Raw genomic sequence first — 14,394 nt, forward strand, 5'->3', positions numbered from 1 at the left:
CGCCTGCGCCCTCGCCTCGTGGGCGGGCCGGTACGTGTCGTCGTACGCGACGCCGGTCATCACGCCGTACGTCACCGTCTCGGCGTCGTGCACGCCGGGCCACACGCCGCCGGGTGCGCCGGACGGCGCGGCGTAGGGGCCGTACGCCTCATAGGTCTCGAACTGCGGGTTGCTCACGCCGACACGCTCCAGAGGGCCAGAGGGGTCCCGGATCGGGCCCCAGAACCTAGCGGAGGGCCGGTCACTCTCCAAAGCGGCGCGACTACCCATGGTCGCGGCCGAGGCGGAGCCGCGCATCGGTGAGCGTTACCGCATGGTTACGATCGCTGTACGCTCAGTAGTCGAAGGCGCGGGCGGTGTTCGCGCCCAGGGCCGTCGCCAGCGCGTCTTCGTCGATGCCGCGCACGGCGGCCATGGCGCGCACCGTGACCGGAACGAGATACGGCGCGTTGGGCCGTCCGCGGTACGGCGCGGGGGTCAGGAAGGGCGCGTCGGTCTCCACGAGGACCAGCTCCAGCGGGGCGACGGCGAGGGCGTCGCGCAGGTTCTGCGCGTTCTTGAAGGTGACGTTGCCGGCGAAGGACATGTAGTAGCCCTCGCGGGCGCAGATCCCGGCCATCTCGGCGTCGCCGGAGTAGCAGTGGAAGACGGTGCGCTCGGGGGCGCCCTCCTCCTTCAGCAGGCGCAGCACGTCGGCGTGGGCGTCGCGGTCGTGGATGACGAGCGCCTTGCCGTGCCGCTTGGCGATCTCGATGTGGGCGCGGAAGGAGCGCTCCTGCGCGGCCTTGCCCCCGGGGCCGGTGCGGAAGTAGTCCAGGCCGGTCTCGCCGACGGCCCTGACGTGGGGCAGGGCGGCCAGCCGGTCGATCTCGGCCAGGGCCTCGTCCAGCGCCGCGTCGCCCCCCGGCCGGCGGGCGCCCTGGCGCGACCAGCCGTCGGGATCCCCGTGCACGATCCGCGGCGCCTCGTTGGGGTGGAGGGCGACGGCGGCGTGGACGTTCTCGTACGCCGCCGCGGTCTCGGCGGCCCACCGCGAGCCCTTGATGTCGCAGCCGACCTGCACGACCGTCGTCACGCCGACCGACGCCGCCTTCGCCAGGCCCTCCTCCACCGTGCCGGACTGCATGTCGAGGTGGGTGTGGGAGTCGGCGACGGGCACCCGCAGGGGTGCCGGGAGCGGTGGCGCCGCGTGCTGGTCGCCCTTGGAGCCCGGGCCGGCGTTCGAAGGCATGACTCGATCCTACGGAAGCGGCCCGCCGTCGAACGCCTGTGCCCGGCTCAGCCCGCCCTGTGCTGGAAGGGGTGGAGGAGATCGGACAGGTGCCAGTGGTGCTGCTCCCCGGACGCGGCGGTCCCGGCGTCCGGCTCGGCCGTGGCCGGCGCCTGCGGCACCTGCGGGACCTCGACGGGCCCGGCCTGCGGCGCGCTGTGGTGGTGCGGCTCGGCGGCGCTGCGAACCGACGAGACCTGCCCGGCGCGCATGATCCGCACGACATGGCCGTCGCAGTTCTGGCAGCTGGGCCGGCGCAGCGGCGACGGCACGACCCGGCCGTCGGCCACGTAGAGCACGAACTCCTGCCCGTCGGCGTCCGTGTGGTGCTCTATGGCGTACGACTGCTCCCAGCCGTGCCCGCACCGCATGCAGGCGAACGAGTACGACTCGTGAACGACGGCTGTCGGCGTGCCACGGAGGCCGGTCTGCCCTGCGATCTCACTCATGCCAGCTCCTGTTGTCCGCTGGACTGCCGCCCCGCGAAGGGGATTCCCCCCGGAATCCCCTGGGGCGAGGGACGGGTGCGTCCCTTTGACCAGTGGACGCTTCCACCGGCGCGAATGCACGAGGGCTGTCGAGTGTTGGAGGCGATTTGAGGCGTCCTTGCCGAAAAGCACCCGGGCGGCCCCGTTTTCCTTTGCCATCGGCGACAGCCCTTTGCCGTCCCATGGCCTGGCCGCTCAGCCGAGAAGAGCCCTGCTCAGAGGGGGTTTGCGCGCGCGGTGACGCCACCCGGAACCGCAGGAACTCCGCTCACCCGGCGGCACGCTTGGCGGCGACCACCGCATCGAACACGACCCGCTTCTGCAGCCCCGCCTCCACCGCCACCGCCGCGATGGCCTCCTTGCGGCGCTCGCCCGCCTCCTCGCGCACCCGCACCCGGCGGACCAGCTCGGCGGCGTCGAGTTCCTCGGGCGCGGCCTGCGGGGCGCCCTCGACGACGACGGTGATCTCCCCGCGCACGCCCTCCGCGGCCCACCGGGCCAGCTCGGCCAGCGGACCGCGCCGTACCTCCTCGTACGTCTTGGTCAGCTCCCGGCAGACGGCGGCCCGCCGGTCCGCGCCGAAGACCTCGGCCATCGCGGCGAGGGTGTCGTCGAGGCGGTGGGGGGCCTCGAAGTAGACCAGCGTGCGCCGCTCGCCCGCGACCTCCCTGAGCCGGGACAGCCGCTCCCCCGCCTTGCGCGGCAGGAAGCCCTCGAAGCAGAACCGGTCGACGGGCAGCCCGGACAGGGCGAGCGCGGTGAGCACGGCCGACGGCCCGGGCACCGCGGTGACCCGCACGCCCTTCTCCACCGCGGCCGCGACCAGCCGGTAGCCGGGGTCGGACACCGACGGCATCCCGGCGTCGGTCACGAGCAGCACGCGCGCGCCGCCGAGCAGCTCCTCGACCAGCTCCGGGGTGCGGGCGGACTCGTTGCCCTCGAAGTACGACACCACGCGGCCCTTGGGGGTCACGCCGAGGGCCTGGGTGAGCCGGCGCAGCCGCCGGGTGTCCTCGGCTGCGACCACGTCGGCGCCCGCCAGCTCCTCGGCCAGCCGGGGCGGCGCGTCCGCGACGTCACCGATGGGGGTACCTGCCAGCACAAGGGTTCCAGTCACGCCCCCCATCCTCGCAGGGCTCCGGAAGCGGGACGAAAACGACCGCATCCCGGCCGGTACCGCACATGCACGGGACTCGCACAGCACGGTTCCCTACCATGGCGCGGGTGACCAGTACCGCGTCCTCCATGGACCACCGGCAGGGCCAGGCGCCGCACGACCAGCGGCCGTCGTGGCAGCAGCGGCTGCGCCGATTCGGGTACGCACCGGCGAAGGACGCCCCCTCGGGCGACGTACGCGACCGGCTCGTGCCCCCGTACGCCCAGCCCAGCCCGCGGCTGTGGCAGGCGTTCGGCCTGTCACCGGTCCTGGCCGACCGGATCGCGCGCTGGGCCGGCTGGGGCGGACCGCTGCTGGTGACGCTGATGGCGGGCCTGATGCGGTTCTGGAACCTGGGCAGCCCGCGCGCGGTGATATTCGACGAGACGTACTACGCCAAGGACGCGTGGGCGCTCGTCCACCGCGGGTTCGAGGTCAACTGGGACAAGAACGCCAACGACCTGGTCCTGCAGACGCACGGGCACCTCGCGATCCCGACGGACGCGGCGTACGTCGTGCACCCGCCGGTCGGGAAGTACGTCATCGGGATCGGCGAGCTCGTCTTCGGGTTCGACCCGTTCGGCTGGCGGTTCATGACGGCCCTGCTCGGGACGCTGAGCGTGCTGCTGCTGTGCCGGATCGGGCGCCGCATCTTCCGCTCGACGTTCCTCGGCTGTCTGGCGGGCGCGCTGATGGCGGTGGACGGGCTGCACTTCGTGATGAGCCGGACCTCGCTGCTCGACGGCGTGCTGATGTTCTTCGTGCTCGCCGCGTTCGGCTGCCTGATCATCGACCGGGACCGGTCACGGGAGAGACTGGCCGCCGCGCTGCCCGTGGGCCCCGACGGGCGGGTCCGCCCGGACGCGCAGGTCGCCGACGCGTTCCGCTTCGGGCTGCGGCCCTGGCGCTGGGCGGCCGGCCTGATGCTGGGCCTCGCGATCGGCACCAAGTGGAACGGCCTGTACATCCTGGTCGCGTTCTGCGTGATGACGGTGCTGTGGGACGTCGGCGCCCGCAAGGTGGCCGGCGCCCACCACCCGTACGCCGCGGTGCTCAAGTACGACACCGGCATCGCCTTCCTGGCGACCGTCCCGGTGGCGATCGCCGTCTACCTCGCCTCCTGGATCGGCTGGATCCTCTCCCCCACGGACGGCACCGGCGGCTACTTCCGCAACTGGGCGGCCACCGACGGCAGGGGCGGCAGCTGGACCTTCCTGCCGGACTGGCTGCGCAGCCTGTGGCACTACGAGCACGAGGTGTACGAGTTCCACGTCCACCTGTCCTCCCCGCACACGTACCAGTCCAACCCGTGGAGCTGGATCGTGCTGGGCCGCCCGGTGTCGTACTTCTACCAGTCCCCCGGCCCGGGCACCGACGGCTGCCCGGCGGACGCGGGCGAGAAGTGCGCCCGGGAGGTGCTGGCGATCGGCACGCCGCTGCTGTGGTGGGCGGGCTGCCTCGCGATCCTGTACGTGCTGTGGCGCTGGGCGTTCCGCCGCGACTGGCGGGCCGGCGCCATCGCCTGCGGGATCGCGGCCGGCTATCTGCCCTGGTTCCTGTACCAGGAGCGCACGATCTTCCTCTTCTACGCGGTCGTCTTCGTGCCGTTCCTGTGCCTGGCGGTGGCCATGATGATCGGCGCGATCGTCGGCCCACCGGGCTCCACCGACACCCGCCGCGTGGTCGGCGCGACGGTGTCCGGCGTGCTGGTCCTGCTGATCGCCTGGAACTTCATCTACTTCTGGCCCCTGTTCACCGGCACCGCGATCCCGCTCGACCAGTGGAGATCGCGGATGTGGCTGGACACCTGGGTCTGAGACGCCCGGGTGGGTGCCGGGTCGCGGGACGACGCCGCGGCCGGGGCGATTGTCGCAAGCCTGCTACGGAATGCGGGCCGGTGTCGCCCTCCGAGGCGGGGACTTTAAGGTGAAGGCCGTCGTTGGGGTGTGTGAGGGCTGCGGGGAACCAGGGAAGGCGCGGAGGAACTGAGGCTGTGGGCAAGAGAAGGCGCGTCGCCGAGCGGCGCAAGACCCCGCCCGCCGTGATCGGCGGGATGATCGCCCTGGTCGTCGCCGGTGCCGGGATCGGCGTCTACGCGCTGTACGGCGGCGGCGCGGCGGCCGACGAGCAGGGCGCCGCGGCCCACCACAAGGCCGTCCCGAGCGGCCCGCTCAGCGCGGCCGAGGTGCGCACGGCCGCCACCCGCTTCCTGACCGCCTGGCAGCACGGCAGGGTCGCCGAGGCGGCCGCCGCGACCGACGACCCCTCGGCCGCCGGTACCCTGCTCACCGGCTACACCAAGGACGCCCACCTGAAGAACGTCACGCTCACCCCGGGCACGGCCGCGGGCGCCAAGGTGCCGTTCTCCGTCAAGGCGACGGTGTCGTACAAGAACCTGAGCAAGCCGCTCGCCTACGGCAGCTCGCTCACCGTCGTGCGGCGGACAAGTGACGGCAAGCCGCTGGTGGACTGGCACGCCTCCGTGGTCCACCCGGACCTCAAGGACGGCGACACGCTCGTCACCGGCGAGTCCGGCACCCCGCCCGTCAAGGCGCTGGACCGCGACGGCGGCGCGCTGACCACCGCCAAGTACCCCTCCCTGGGCACCGTGCTGGACGGGCTGCGGGAGAAGTACGGCAAGACGGCGGGCGGCAAGGCGGGCGTCGAGCTGCGTGTGGTGCGCGGCAAGGCGTCGCGGGCGGCGAAGCTGTCCGACAAGACGCTCGTGGCGCTGAGCCAGGGCACCCCCGGCACGGTGCGCACGACGCTGGACCCCACCCTCGAGGCGGCGGCCGAGCGGCAGGTCGCCAAGCAGGCGCGCTCCTCGGTGGTCGTGCTGCGGCCCTCCACCGGCGAGATCCTCGCGGTCGCCAACAACGGGCACGGCTTCAACACCGCCTTCCAGGGCTCCCTCGCGCCCGGCTCCACGATGAAGATCGTGACCTCGACGATGCTCTTCGAGAAGAACCTGGTCACCCCGGACGCCTCGCATCCCTGCCCCAAGACGTACAAGCTCGCCGGCTGGACCTTCCACAACGACGCCGACTCCGAGATCAAGCACGGCACGTTCAGGCAGAGCTTCGGCGCCTCCTGCAACAACGCCTTCATCGACTTCGCGCCGAAGCTGTCCGACAGCGACCTGACCAAGGAGGCCCAGCAGGTCTACGGCCTCGGCCTGAACAACTGGGCCATCGGCGTGCCCTCCTTCGACGGCTCCGTGCCGGTGCAGAGCGGTGCGCAGATGGGCGCCTCGCTGATCGGCCAGGGCGGGGTGCGGATGAACCCGCTGAACATGGCCTCCGTGGCGGCGACGGTGGAGTCCGGCACCTTCCACCAGCCGTACCTGGTGTCGCCGTCGGTGGACCACCGCACGCTGGCCAAGGCCGCGCGCACCATGTCGTCCACGACGCGGTCCCAGCTGAAGGACGTCATGCGGTTCACGGCGGACTACGGCACGGCGGCCAAGGCGATGGCCGGCATGAGCGGGGACTACGGCGCCAAGACGGGCTCCGCCGAGGTCGACGGGCAGAAGAAGCCCAACGGCTGGTTCACCGCCTACCGGGGCGACCTCGCCGCTGCGGGCGTGGTCCAGGCCGGCGGTCACGGCGGCGACACGGCCGGCCCGATCGTGGCGGCCCTGCTGAAGATGGGCGGCTGAGCCCGTCAGCCGCGCACGGGTTCCGCGGTGTAGGTCCGGCGCAGGAACCTGATCAGGGTCTTGGCATCGAACTGCAGGACGTCGACACCGTTGTCGGAGTGGAACTCCACGACGGCCTGGACACGGCCGCACGGCCACACCCGTACGTCGCCGCTCGACGCCGGGGCCCGCAGCCCCCGCTCCAGCAGAGCGCGCGAGAACGTCCACTCGTGGGCGCCCGGCAGATCGATGCGCACCGACCGGGGGTCGCTGTCGGGGTCGTAGCGCAGCCGGACGGGTACGGCCCCCGGGTCGTCTTCGTCCGTGACGAGATGGGCGCGCGCGTACTGTTCGACCGCAGACATCGGACCGCCCTTCCACGCTGAGTGATTCAAGCGAAAGCCGCGCATCCGCTTTACACACCAATGTCGCATATTTTCCGCTTTGCGGCCCTTGCGGCCGTGACATCCGTCCCGCCGTCTCGACCGGTGGGCGCGGCACGAGGTGTGCCCGTACGCGGACACGGGCCCGGCAACATCGACGTAACGATTCTCCTCGGCCGATCCCACCGAGGAATCGCAGGCGTACGACCGATGTTGGACCCGCCGTCGAAGGCGAGCGGAAGGAATGGGGACGTGGACGTCAACGGCACTGTGGCCGAGGGCTTCGAGCCGGTCGGGGAGGCGTTCGCGGCGAACTTCACGCTGCTCGGGGAGCGCGGCGCGGCCGTCGCCGTGTACCGCGACGGGCACAAGGTGGTCGACCTGTGGGCCGGCACCCGGGACGTGGACGGCACGGCCGCCTGGGAGCCCGGGACCGCGCAGATCGTGCGGTCCGCGACCAAGGGGGTCGTCGCCGCCGCGCTCCTGCTGCTGCACCAACGCGGCGAACTCGACCTGGACGCCCCGGTCGGCGCGTACTGGCCCGAGTACAAGGCGGCGGGCAAGGAGCACACCCTCGTACGGCACCTGCTCGCGCACCGCGCGGGCGTGCCGGTCCTGGACCGCCCGCTGACCCCCGAGGAGGCGGCCGACCCCGACCTAGGCGCGGCGGCCGTCGCCGCCCAGGCGCCCGTGTGGGAGCCGGGCACCGACCACGGCTACCACGCGCAGACCTACAGCTGGCTCACCGGCGAGCTGGTCCGGCGCGTCACCGGCCGCCCGGTCGGCACCTGGATGGCGGAGGAGATCGCCAGGCCCGTCGGCGCGGATCTCTGGCTCGGCCTGCCCGAGGCGGAGCAGTCGCGGGTGGGACGCGTCGGCCCGGTCGAGGCGCCCGAGGCCGCGGGCGCGCCGAGGACGCGCCCCAAGCGGGCGGTGGCCGAGGCCTACGCCGACCCGGAATCGCTGACCCGCCGCGCCTTCGCGGCGATCACCCCGCTCCCGGACGAGAACGCCCGCGCCTACCGCGCCGCCGCCCTGCCCGCCTCCAACGGCATCGCCACCGCCGACGGCCTCGCGCGCTTCTACGCCTCGCTCATCGGCGAAGTGGACGGCGGCAGGCGCCTGTTCACGCCGGAGACGATGCGGCTGGCGCGCACCGAGCAGTCCGCCGGGGCGGACCGGGTCCTCGTGGTGAGCACCCGGTTCGGCCTCGGCTACATGCTGCACGGCGGCGCGTCCCCGCTGCTCTCCCCCGGCTCCTTCGGCCACCCCGGCCGCGGCGGCGCCCTCGCGTTCGCCGATCCGGAGCCGGGCATCGCCTTCGGCTATGTCACCAACGGCTTCCGCACGAGCGTGACGGCGGACCCGAGGGCGCAGGCGCTGGTGCGCGCGCTGCGCACGGCGCTCAGCTGACCCGCGGCACGGCGGGCGGCGGCGGCCGCTCGCCGCTCGTCCTCGCCCGCCCGCTCAGACGTTGATCGGGTGCGAGGTCCGCCCGGACTCCGCGTCGATCTCGTTGTGTGCCTTGGTCAGCAGCTGCATGGCCAGTTCGTTGAGGGCACGGGCACCCGCTATCTCCTCGCCGACCCTGGGCTGGTTGGCGTCGATGCGGTGGCGGCTGGCGTGGCCGTGCGACCGCACCTCGCTGCCGTCGGGCAGGCGCACCAGGGCGGCCGCGCGCGTGTGCTGATCGTCCTCCTCGAACTCCAGCTCGACGTGCCATCCGACTGTGGTGTGCATCATGTCGACCACCTCCGGGAACCGCTGATGCCGGCCTGATTCCAGGGTGCTCCCGCGCGCCGGGAACGTCATCTCGGCACAGCGCCTCACGCCTCGTCACCGAAGCTGGCGAAGTAGGCGGCGACCATGTCCTCGTCGGCGTGCCCCTGGGCGCCGGCGCGGGCCAGCCGTTCGGCGGTGGCGGCGGCCACGTCCAGCCGGACGCCGTTGCGCTCGCCCGCCTCGACGATGAGCCGTGCGTCCTTCTCGGCGGTGGCGACCGCGAACGACGGCGGGGACAGTTTGCCGTCGAGCAGGAGGCCGGCCTTGGCCCGCAGGTATCCCATGTCGAGCGGGCCGCCCTCGATGAGGTCGAAGAAGTCCTGCGGGTCGACGCCCAGGGCCTTGGCGAGGGCCAGCACCTCGCCGGTCGCCGCGGTCGCCGAGAGGACCCAGCTGTTGGCGACCAGCTTGAGCCGGCTGGCGCTGCCCGCGCCGCCGTCCTCGCCGGTCCACATCGTCCTGGCGCCCACCGCGTCGAACACCGGCGTGACCGTCTCCCGCCCCGCCACCGGCCCGGCGGCCAGCACGGTCAGCCGGCCGGCCTCCGCGGGCTCCCGGGTGCCGAGGACGGGGGCGTCGTAGAAGACGAGCCCGTGCTCGCGGGCGAAGCCGGCCAGGTCGGCCACGAGTTCGGTCCCGGCGGTGGTGCACTGCGCCCACACCGCACCGGGACGCAGCGCGGAGGCGGCCTCGCGCATGACGTCCAGGACGGTGTGGCCGTCGTACAGCATGGTCAGGACGACGTCGGCGCCCTCCACCGCCTCGGCGGGCGTGCCGGTCACCCGGGCGCCGTCGGCGGCCAGCGGCTCGGCCTTCTCCCGGCTGCGGTTCCAGACGCGCACCTCCAGTCCGGCGCGGCACAGGTTGCGGGCCATGGCCGCGCCCATGATGCCGGTGCCAAGGACGCTGACGGTCGGTTTGTCGGTCATGGACGGCTCCCTGTCGTCGTGGGTCGTAGTCGGTCGTAGTCGGTCGTAGTCGGTCGTAGTGGGTCGTCGCGGGTCGTAGTGGGTCGTCGTGGCCGTCACGAGTCCTCGCGGTGTCGAGGTCTCGCGGCCCCGCGTTCACCTTCTCGCACGGTGGCCGCGGTCCGCGCGCCGGCCGCTAACCCGCGTGCAGCATCAGCCCGATGCCCAGGACCAGCAGACCGGCCGCCGCGATCCGGGGTGCCCCGAAACGCTCCTTGAAGAACACCGCGCCGATGGCCGCGCCGAGGAGGATCGAGGACTCGCGCAGGGCCGCGATGGGGGCGAGTTCGGCGCGGGTCTGGGCCCACAGCACCAGGCCGTAGGCGAGGACGGACAGGGCGGAGCCGAGGAGCCCGAGCGGCGCGAAGGGCCGCAGCACGGCCAGGCTCTCGCGGCGCCAGCGGCAGCAGACGGCGTAGGCCGGGATCGCGAGGCCCTGCACCACCATCAGCCAGGCCGTGTACCCGAGCGCCGAGCCGGAGGCCCGGACGCCGAGTCCGTCGACGACCGTGTACGACGCGATGGCCAGCCCCGTGGCGAGCGCGGCCCCGATCGCCGCCCAGTCGGGCCGGCGGCCGCGCAGCCCCCACAGCGCCACGCCGGTGAGACCCGCGCACGACAGGGCGATGCCCGCGGCGGCCCACCCGTCGGGCACCTCGTGCGCGAAGGCGGCCGCGAGCACCGTGACCACCAGCGGCGCGCTGCCCCGCGCGATCGGATAGGCCTGACCGAAGTCCCCCAGCCGGAACGACGTCATCAGCAGCACCACGTACACGAGGTGGATGCCGGCCGAGGCGGCGAGGTACGGCCACGCCCCGGCCGCCGGGACCGCCGCGAACGGCGCCAGCACCAGCCCGATGAGCACCCCGCCCGCCAGGATCAGCGTGAAGCCGACCAGCTTGTCGGTGATGCGGTGCGCGATGGCGTTCCAGCTGGCGTGGGTGACGGCGGCGAGCAGGACGGCGGTCGTGACGAGCGGCGTCACGCGGGCAGCTCGCGCACGTCCACGAGCGTGGCGCCCGCGTGGGTGACGAGGTCCTTCGGCGCGATCGGGAAGACGGTGTGCGGTGTCCCGGCCGCCGCCCACACCACGTCGTGCGCGAGCAGCGAGCGATCGGCGAGGACGCGCGTGCGCGTGCGGTGCCCGAAGGGCGGCACGCCGCCGATGGCGTACCCGGTGGTCTCGCGGACCATCCCGGCGTCGGCCCGGGTGACCTTCCCGGCGCCCAGTTCCGCCCGCACCCGCTCGACGTCCACGCGGGAGGCGCCGTCCATGAGCACCAGCACGGGCACGCCGTCGGCGGCGAAGATCAGGGACTTGCAGATCTGGCTCAGTTCGCATCCGACCGCGGCGGCGGCCTCGGCGGCGGTCCGCGTCCCCTCCGGGAACTGCCGGGCCCCCTTCAGCACGTCGTCGAGCCCCCGTGCGCGCAGCGCATCGGCGAAACGAGGGTGGGCTCCGGATCCGTCGGCGTCAGTGGCGGCTGTCGTCATGCGCCGCACGCTACGGCATCGCGCAAGCCGCGTTCACGCGGTTTCCACCGGTCGTCACCGGGCCGGCGACGCAGGGCCGGTGAGGGTGCGGCACCGTCCCCACGGGCACCCTCACCGGCCGTCCGGCGGTACGTCAGACGCGTACCAGCTCCCGCTCCCCGTCGGGGTCGGCGTCCCGGTCGCCCCTGTCCGCCGCGGTGCGCAGGCCCTCGCCCTCGACGTCGACATCGGGCAGGGCGCGGTCGAGCCACTTCGGCAGCCACCAGGCGCGCCTGCCGAGCAGGGCGAGCACGGCCGGGACAATGGCCATGCGCACGATGAACGCGTCGAAGAAGACGGCGACGGCGAGACCGAAGCCGATCATCTTGACCATGGACTCGCTGGAGCCGATGAAGCCGGAGAAGACGGCGATCATGATGACGGCCGCGGCGGTCACCACGCGCGCGCCGTGCCGGAAGCCCGTCACCACGGCCTGGGCGGGCTTCTCCCCGTGGACGTACGCCTCCCGCATCCGGGTCACCAGGAACACCTCGTAGTCCATGGCGAGGCCGAAGACGACGCCCACCATGAAGATCGGCATCATCGACATCACCGGGCCGGTCTGCTCGACGTTCATCAGGCCGGACAGCCAGCCCCACTGGAAGACCGCGACGACCGCGCCGAGGGCCGCCATCACGCTCAGCAGGAAGCCGAGGGCCGCCTTGAGCGGGACGAGGACGGAGCGGAAGACCACAATCAGCAGCAGGAAGGCCAGGCCCACCACCAGCGCCAGGTAGGGCAGCAGGGCGTCGTTCAGCTTCTGCGAGACGTCGATGTTCATCGCCGTCGAACCGGTCACCAGGACCTTGGAGTCGGTCCGCGCGGCGATGTCCGCGCCCTTGTCGCGGATGGCGTGCACCAGGTCCTCGGTGGTCGTCGAGGACGGCTTCGACCCGGGGACCACCGTGATCGTCGCGGTGTCGCCCGCCTTGTTGGGCACGGGCGGGGTGACCGTGACGACGTCCTTCATGCCCTTGATCTCGTGGTCGGCCTTGTTGAAGGCAGCCTTGGGGTGGGCGCTGTCCTTGGCGTCGACCACGACCATCAGCGGGCCGTTGAAGCCGGGCCCGAAGCCCTCGGAGAGCAGGTCGTAGGCGCGGCGCTGGGTGGTGGAGGCGGGCTGGGAGCCGTCGTCGGGCAGGCCCAGCTGCAGGGAGGCGGCCGGGACCGCCGCCGCGCCGAGCCCGATGACGCCGAGCAGCAGCACCGCCACCGGGCGCCGGACGACGAAGCTCGCCCAGCGGGTGCCCATGTTGGGGCGGCCGGGCCGCTTCGGGGTGCGGCCGCCGCCGAGCAGCCTGCTCTTCTCGCCGGCCGGCTTGACCCGGCGGCCCGCGAAGCCGAGCAGCGCGGGGATCATGGTGAGGGCGATCAGGACGGCGACGGCGACCGTGCCCGCGGCCGCGACGCCCATCTTCGTCAGCATCGGGATGTCGACGACGGACAGGCCGACCAGGGCGATGACGACGGTCAGGCCGGCGAAGACCACCGCCGAGCCCGCCGTGCCGACGGCGCGGCCCGCCGCCTCCTCCCGGTCGCGGCCCTCGGCGAGTTCGGCGCGGTAGCGGGAGACGATGAACAGGGCGTAGTCGATGCCGACGGCGAGGCCGATCATCGACGCCAGGGTGGACGTGGTGGAGCCGAGGTCGAGGGCGCTCGCGAGCGCGGTGATCGTGGAGACGCCGATGCCGACCCCGATGACCGCGGTGAGCAGCGGCAGCCCGGCGGCGACCAGGGAGCCGAAGGTGACGACGAGGACGACGGCGGCGATCGCGAGGCCGATGACCTCGCTGGAGCCGGTCTCTGGGGTGGCGTTCAGCGCGTCGCCGCCGACCTCGACGGTCAGCCCGGCGTCCCGCGCGTGCTGCGCGGCCTTCTTCAGGGCGTCGCGCGAGGAGTCCTCCAGCTCCATGCCGGAGACCTTGTACTTCACCGACGCGTAGGCGATCGTGCCGTTCTTGCTGACGGCGTGCCCGGTGTAGGGATCGGCGACGGAGGCGACCTCGGAGCCGTGCTCCAGCTCCTTCACCGTCTCCTCGACGGTCGCCTTGTTGTGCTTGCCGGTCATCTTCTCGCCGGCCGGCGCCTTGAAGACGACCCGCGCGGTCGCGCCGTCGGCGCTCATGCCCGGGAAGCGCTGTGCCAGCAGGTCGAAGGCCTTCTGCGCCTCGGTGCCGGGGATCGAGAAGGACGTGTTGCCGGCGGCCGGCGCGGAGGCGGCGCCCACCCCGGCGAGGGTGAGCAGCGCGACCCAGATGAGGGCGACGAAACGCCGGCGCCGGAAGGCGAGCCGGCCGAGTTTGTAGAGGAACGTGGCCACTTGGGACGTACTCCCGGTCAGGTCGTGGGGTTCATCAGGGCAGGGAGGATCAGCCCGACGACGTGAGCGGTGACGTCAGGTGGTGGGCCTGCTGAGGAGAGGGGTCAGCGCACGCCGAGGGCGGGGAGGACCACGGCGTCGATGTACGAGGTCAGGAAGGCCCGGGTGGGCGGCTGGTCGTCCAGCAGGGCCCGGGTGGCGAAGCCGCCGACCATCATGTGCAGCATGAACTCGATCGCCGGGCAGTCCGGGCGGACCTCGCCCCGGTCGATCGCCCGCTGCAGCACCTGCCGGAACTCGCCCATCTCGGGGTCGACCAGCTGGTCGCGGAACGCCTGGCGCAGATCCTCGTTGTGGTGCATCGCCATGGCGACGCCCCGCATCAGGGCCGAGTTCTGCTCCATGGTGCAGTCGTCCGCCAGCGTCACGAGGGCGTGCAGGTCACCGCGCAGGGAGCCGGTGTCGATGTCCTCGAAGTGGCCGGGCTTGTTGTGCCGCAGCGCCTTGACGACCAGCTGGGCCTTGCCGCCCCACTGGCGGTAGAGCGTGGCCTTGCTGGACCGGGTGCGGGCGGCCACGGCGTCCATGGTGAGGGCGTCGTAGCCGACCTCGCGGAGCAGGTCGAGCACGGCCTCGTACAGCTCGGCCTCGCGCTCGGGCGTGATCCGGCTGCGACGAGTCGTCGGTGCGGGCACCGGCTCCACCGGAGCGGCTGCCGCCGCGCTCTGTGCCGCGGTTTCGGTCATGCACCTCACCTCCCGCTCCGGAGCCTTCCTTCTTCTTACGTCCACGAAGATACCCCGAGCACATGCGAAACGAAACCGTTTCGTACGTGTGGTGGGTCACGACTGTCAAGG

Annotated in this window: 13 protein-coding genes; 3 read left to right on the forward strand and 10 right to left on the reverse strand. The window is 72.8% G+C overall.

Annotated features, from left to right (window positions below; all coding sequences use genetic code 11):
• Window positions 1-334: 334 nt before the first annotated feature.
• The 3 genes from ACLU3S_RS16275 to rsmI all read right to left on the reverse strand — a co-directional run bounded on the left by ACLU3S_RS16275 (window position 335) and on the right by rsmI (window position 2,875).
• Entirely contained in the window at window positions 335-1,231 is an 897-nt protein-coding gene (locus ACLU3S_RS16275; protein WP_413952568.1) for a TatD family hydrolase, read from the reverse strand.
• 47 nt (window positions 1,232-1,278) lie between these two features.
• The gene (locus ACLU3S_RS16280; RefSeq protein WP_413952569.1) at window positions 1,279-1,719 is read right to left on the reverse strand and encodes a hypothetical protein; all 441 of its coding nucleotides are present in this window, start codon (window positions 1,717-1,719) and stop codon (window positions 1,279-1,281) included.
• A gap of 307 nt (window positions 1,720-2,026) precedes the next feature.
• A complete protein-coding gene (gene rsmI, locus ACLU3S_RS16285; RefSeq protein WP_413952570.1) occupies window positions 2,027-2,875 on the reverse strand; it encodes a 16S rRNA (cytidine(1402)-2'-O)-methyltransferase in 849 nt (282 codons plus the stop codon).
• Window positions 2,876-2,982: 107 nt separating this feature from the next.
• Between rsmI and ACLU3S_RS16290 the strand changes: the two genes are divergently transcribed.
• Window positions 2,983-4,731 (forward strand): dolichyl-phosphate-mannose--protein mannosyltransferase, encoded by a 1,749-nt coding sequence (locus tag ACLU3S_RS16290; protein ID WP_413952571.1) that lies wholly within the window; start codon window positions 2,983-2,985, stop codon window positions 4,729-4,731.
• A 176-nt stretch (window positions 4,732-4,907) separates the two neighbouring features.
• Complete coding sequence (locus ACLU3S_RS16295; protein WP_413952572.1) at window positions 4,908-6,572, forward strand: penicillin-binding transpeptidase domain-containing protein; 1,665 nt, start codon at window positions 4,908-4,910, stop codon at window positions 6,570-6,572.
• A gap of 5 nt (window positions 6,573-6,577) precedes the next feature.
• Here the strand turns inward: ACLU3S_RS16295 and ACLU3S_RS16300 are convergent, their stop codons facing one another.
• Window positions 6,578-6,916 carry an SsgA family sporulation/cell division regulator gene (locus ACLU3S_RS16300; protein ID WP_413952573.1) on the reverse strand — a complete coding sequence of 113 codons (339 nt, stop codon included), beginning with the start codon at window positions 6,914-6,916 and terminating at the stop codon, window positions 6,578-6,580.
• 270 nt (window positions 6,917-7,186) lie between these two features.
• On the opposite strand from ACLU3S_RS16300, the gene ACLU3S_RS16305 reads away from it, so the two are divergent.
• Window positions 7,187-8,347: a serine hydrolase domain-containing protein gene (locus ACLU3S_RS16305; RefSeq protein WP_413952574.1), complete on the forward strand. Its 1,161-nt coding sequence runs from the start codon at window positions 7,187-7,189 to the stop codon at window positions 8,345-8,347.
• Window positions 8,348-8,401: 54 nt separating this feature from the next.
• On the opposite strand, the gene ACLU3S_RS16310 is transcribed toward ACLU3S_RS16305, so the two are convergent.
• From ACLU3S_RS16310 to ACLU3S_RS16335, 6 genes are all read right to left on the reverse strand, one after another.
• Window positions 8,402-8,677, reverse strand: a complete 276-nt coding sequence (locus tag ACLU3S_RS16310) for a DUF1876 domain-containing protein (protein WP_413952575.1) — start codon at window positions 8,675-8,677, stop codon at window positions 8,402-8,404.
• An 83-nt stretch (window positions 8,678-8,760) separates the two neighbouring features.
• Window positions 8,761-9,645 (reverse strand): NAD(P)-dependent oxidoreductase, encoded by an 885-nt coding sequence (locus ACLU3S_RS16315; RefSeq protein ID WP_413952576.1) that lies wholly within the window; start codon window positions 9,643-9,645, stop codon window positions 8,761-8,763.
• A gap of 175 nt (window positions 9,646-9,820) precedes the next feature.
• Window positions 9,821-10,669, reverse strand: coding sequence for an EamA family transporter (locus ACLU3S_RS16320; protein WP_413952577.1), 849 nt, complete (start codon window positions 10,667-10,669; stop codon window positions 9,821-9,823).
• A complete protein-coding gene (locus ACLU3S_RS16325; protein ID WP_413952578.1) occupies window positions 10,666-11,178 on the reverse strand; it encodes a YbaK/EbsC family protein in 513 nt (170 codons plus the stop codon). The genes ACLU3S_RS16320 and ACLU3S_RS16325 overlap by 4 nt, the downstream gene beginning before the upstream one ends.
• Window positions 11,179-11,311: 133 nt before the next feature.
• Window positions 11,312-13,537: an MMPL family transporter gene (locus tag ACLU3S_RS16330; RefSeq protein WP_413952579.1), complete on the reverse strand. Its 2,226-nt coding sequence runs from the start codon at window positions 13,535-13,537 to the stop codon at window positions 11,312-11,314.
• A 104-nt stretch (window positions 13,538-13,641) separates the two neighbouring features.
• A complete protein-coding gene (locus ACLU3S_RS16335) occupies window positions 13,642-14,283 on the reverse strand; it encodes a TetR/AcrR family transcriptional regulator (protein WP_413952580.1) in 642 nt (213 codons plus the stop codon).
• Window positions 14,284-14,394 lie beyond the last annotated feature (111 nt).

The sequence above is a fragment of the Streptomyces sp. AF1A genome (assembly GCF_047340315.1).
Lineage (GTDB): Bacteria > Actinomycetota > Actinomycetes > Streptomycetales > Streptomycetaceae > Streptomyces.

Excerpts from the sequence above, each read along its gene's own strand:
- ACLU3S_RS16275 (WP_413952568.1), bottom strand. The coding sequence starts at position 1,231 with ATGCCTTCGAACGCCGGCCCGGGCTCCAAGGGCGACCAGCACGCGGCG.
- ACLU3S_RS16280 (WP_413952569.1), bottom strand. The coding sequence starts at position 1,719 with ATGAGTGAGATCGCAGGGCAGACCGGCCTCCGTGGCACGCCGACAGCC.
- ACLU3S_RS16300 (WP_413952573.1), bottom strand. The coding sequence starts at position 6,916 with ATGTCTGCGGTCGAACAGTACGCGCGCGCCCATCTCGTCACGGACGAA.
- ACLU3S_RS16310 (WP_413952575.1), bottom strand. The coding sequence starts at position 8,677 with ATGATGCACACCACAGTCGGATGGCACGTCGAGCTGGAGTTCGAGGAG.
- ACLU3S_RS16315 (WP_413952576.1), bottom strand. The coding sequence starts at position 9,645 with ATGACCGACAAACCGACCGTCAGCGTCCTTGGCACCGGCATCATGGGC.
- ACLU3S_RS16325 (WP_413952578.1), bottom strand. The coding sequence starts at position 11,178 with ATGACGACAGCCGCCACTGACGCCGACGGATCCGGAGCCCACCCTCGT.
- ACLU3S_RS16335 (WP_413952580.1), bottom strand. The coding sequence starts at position 14,283 with ATGACCGAAACCGCGGCACAGAGCGCGGCGGCAGCCGCTCCGGTGGAG.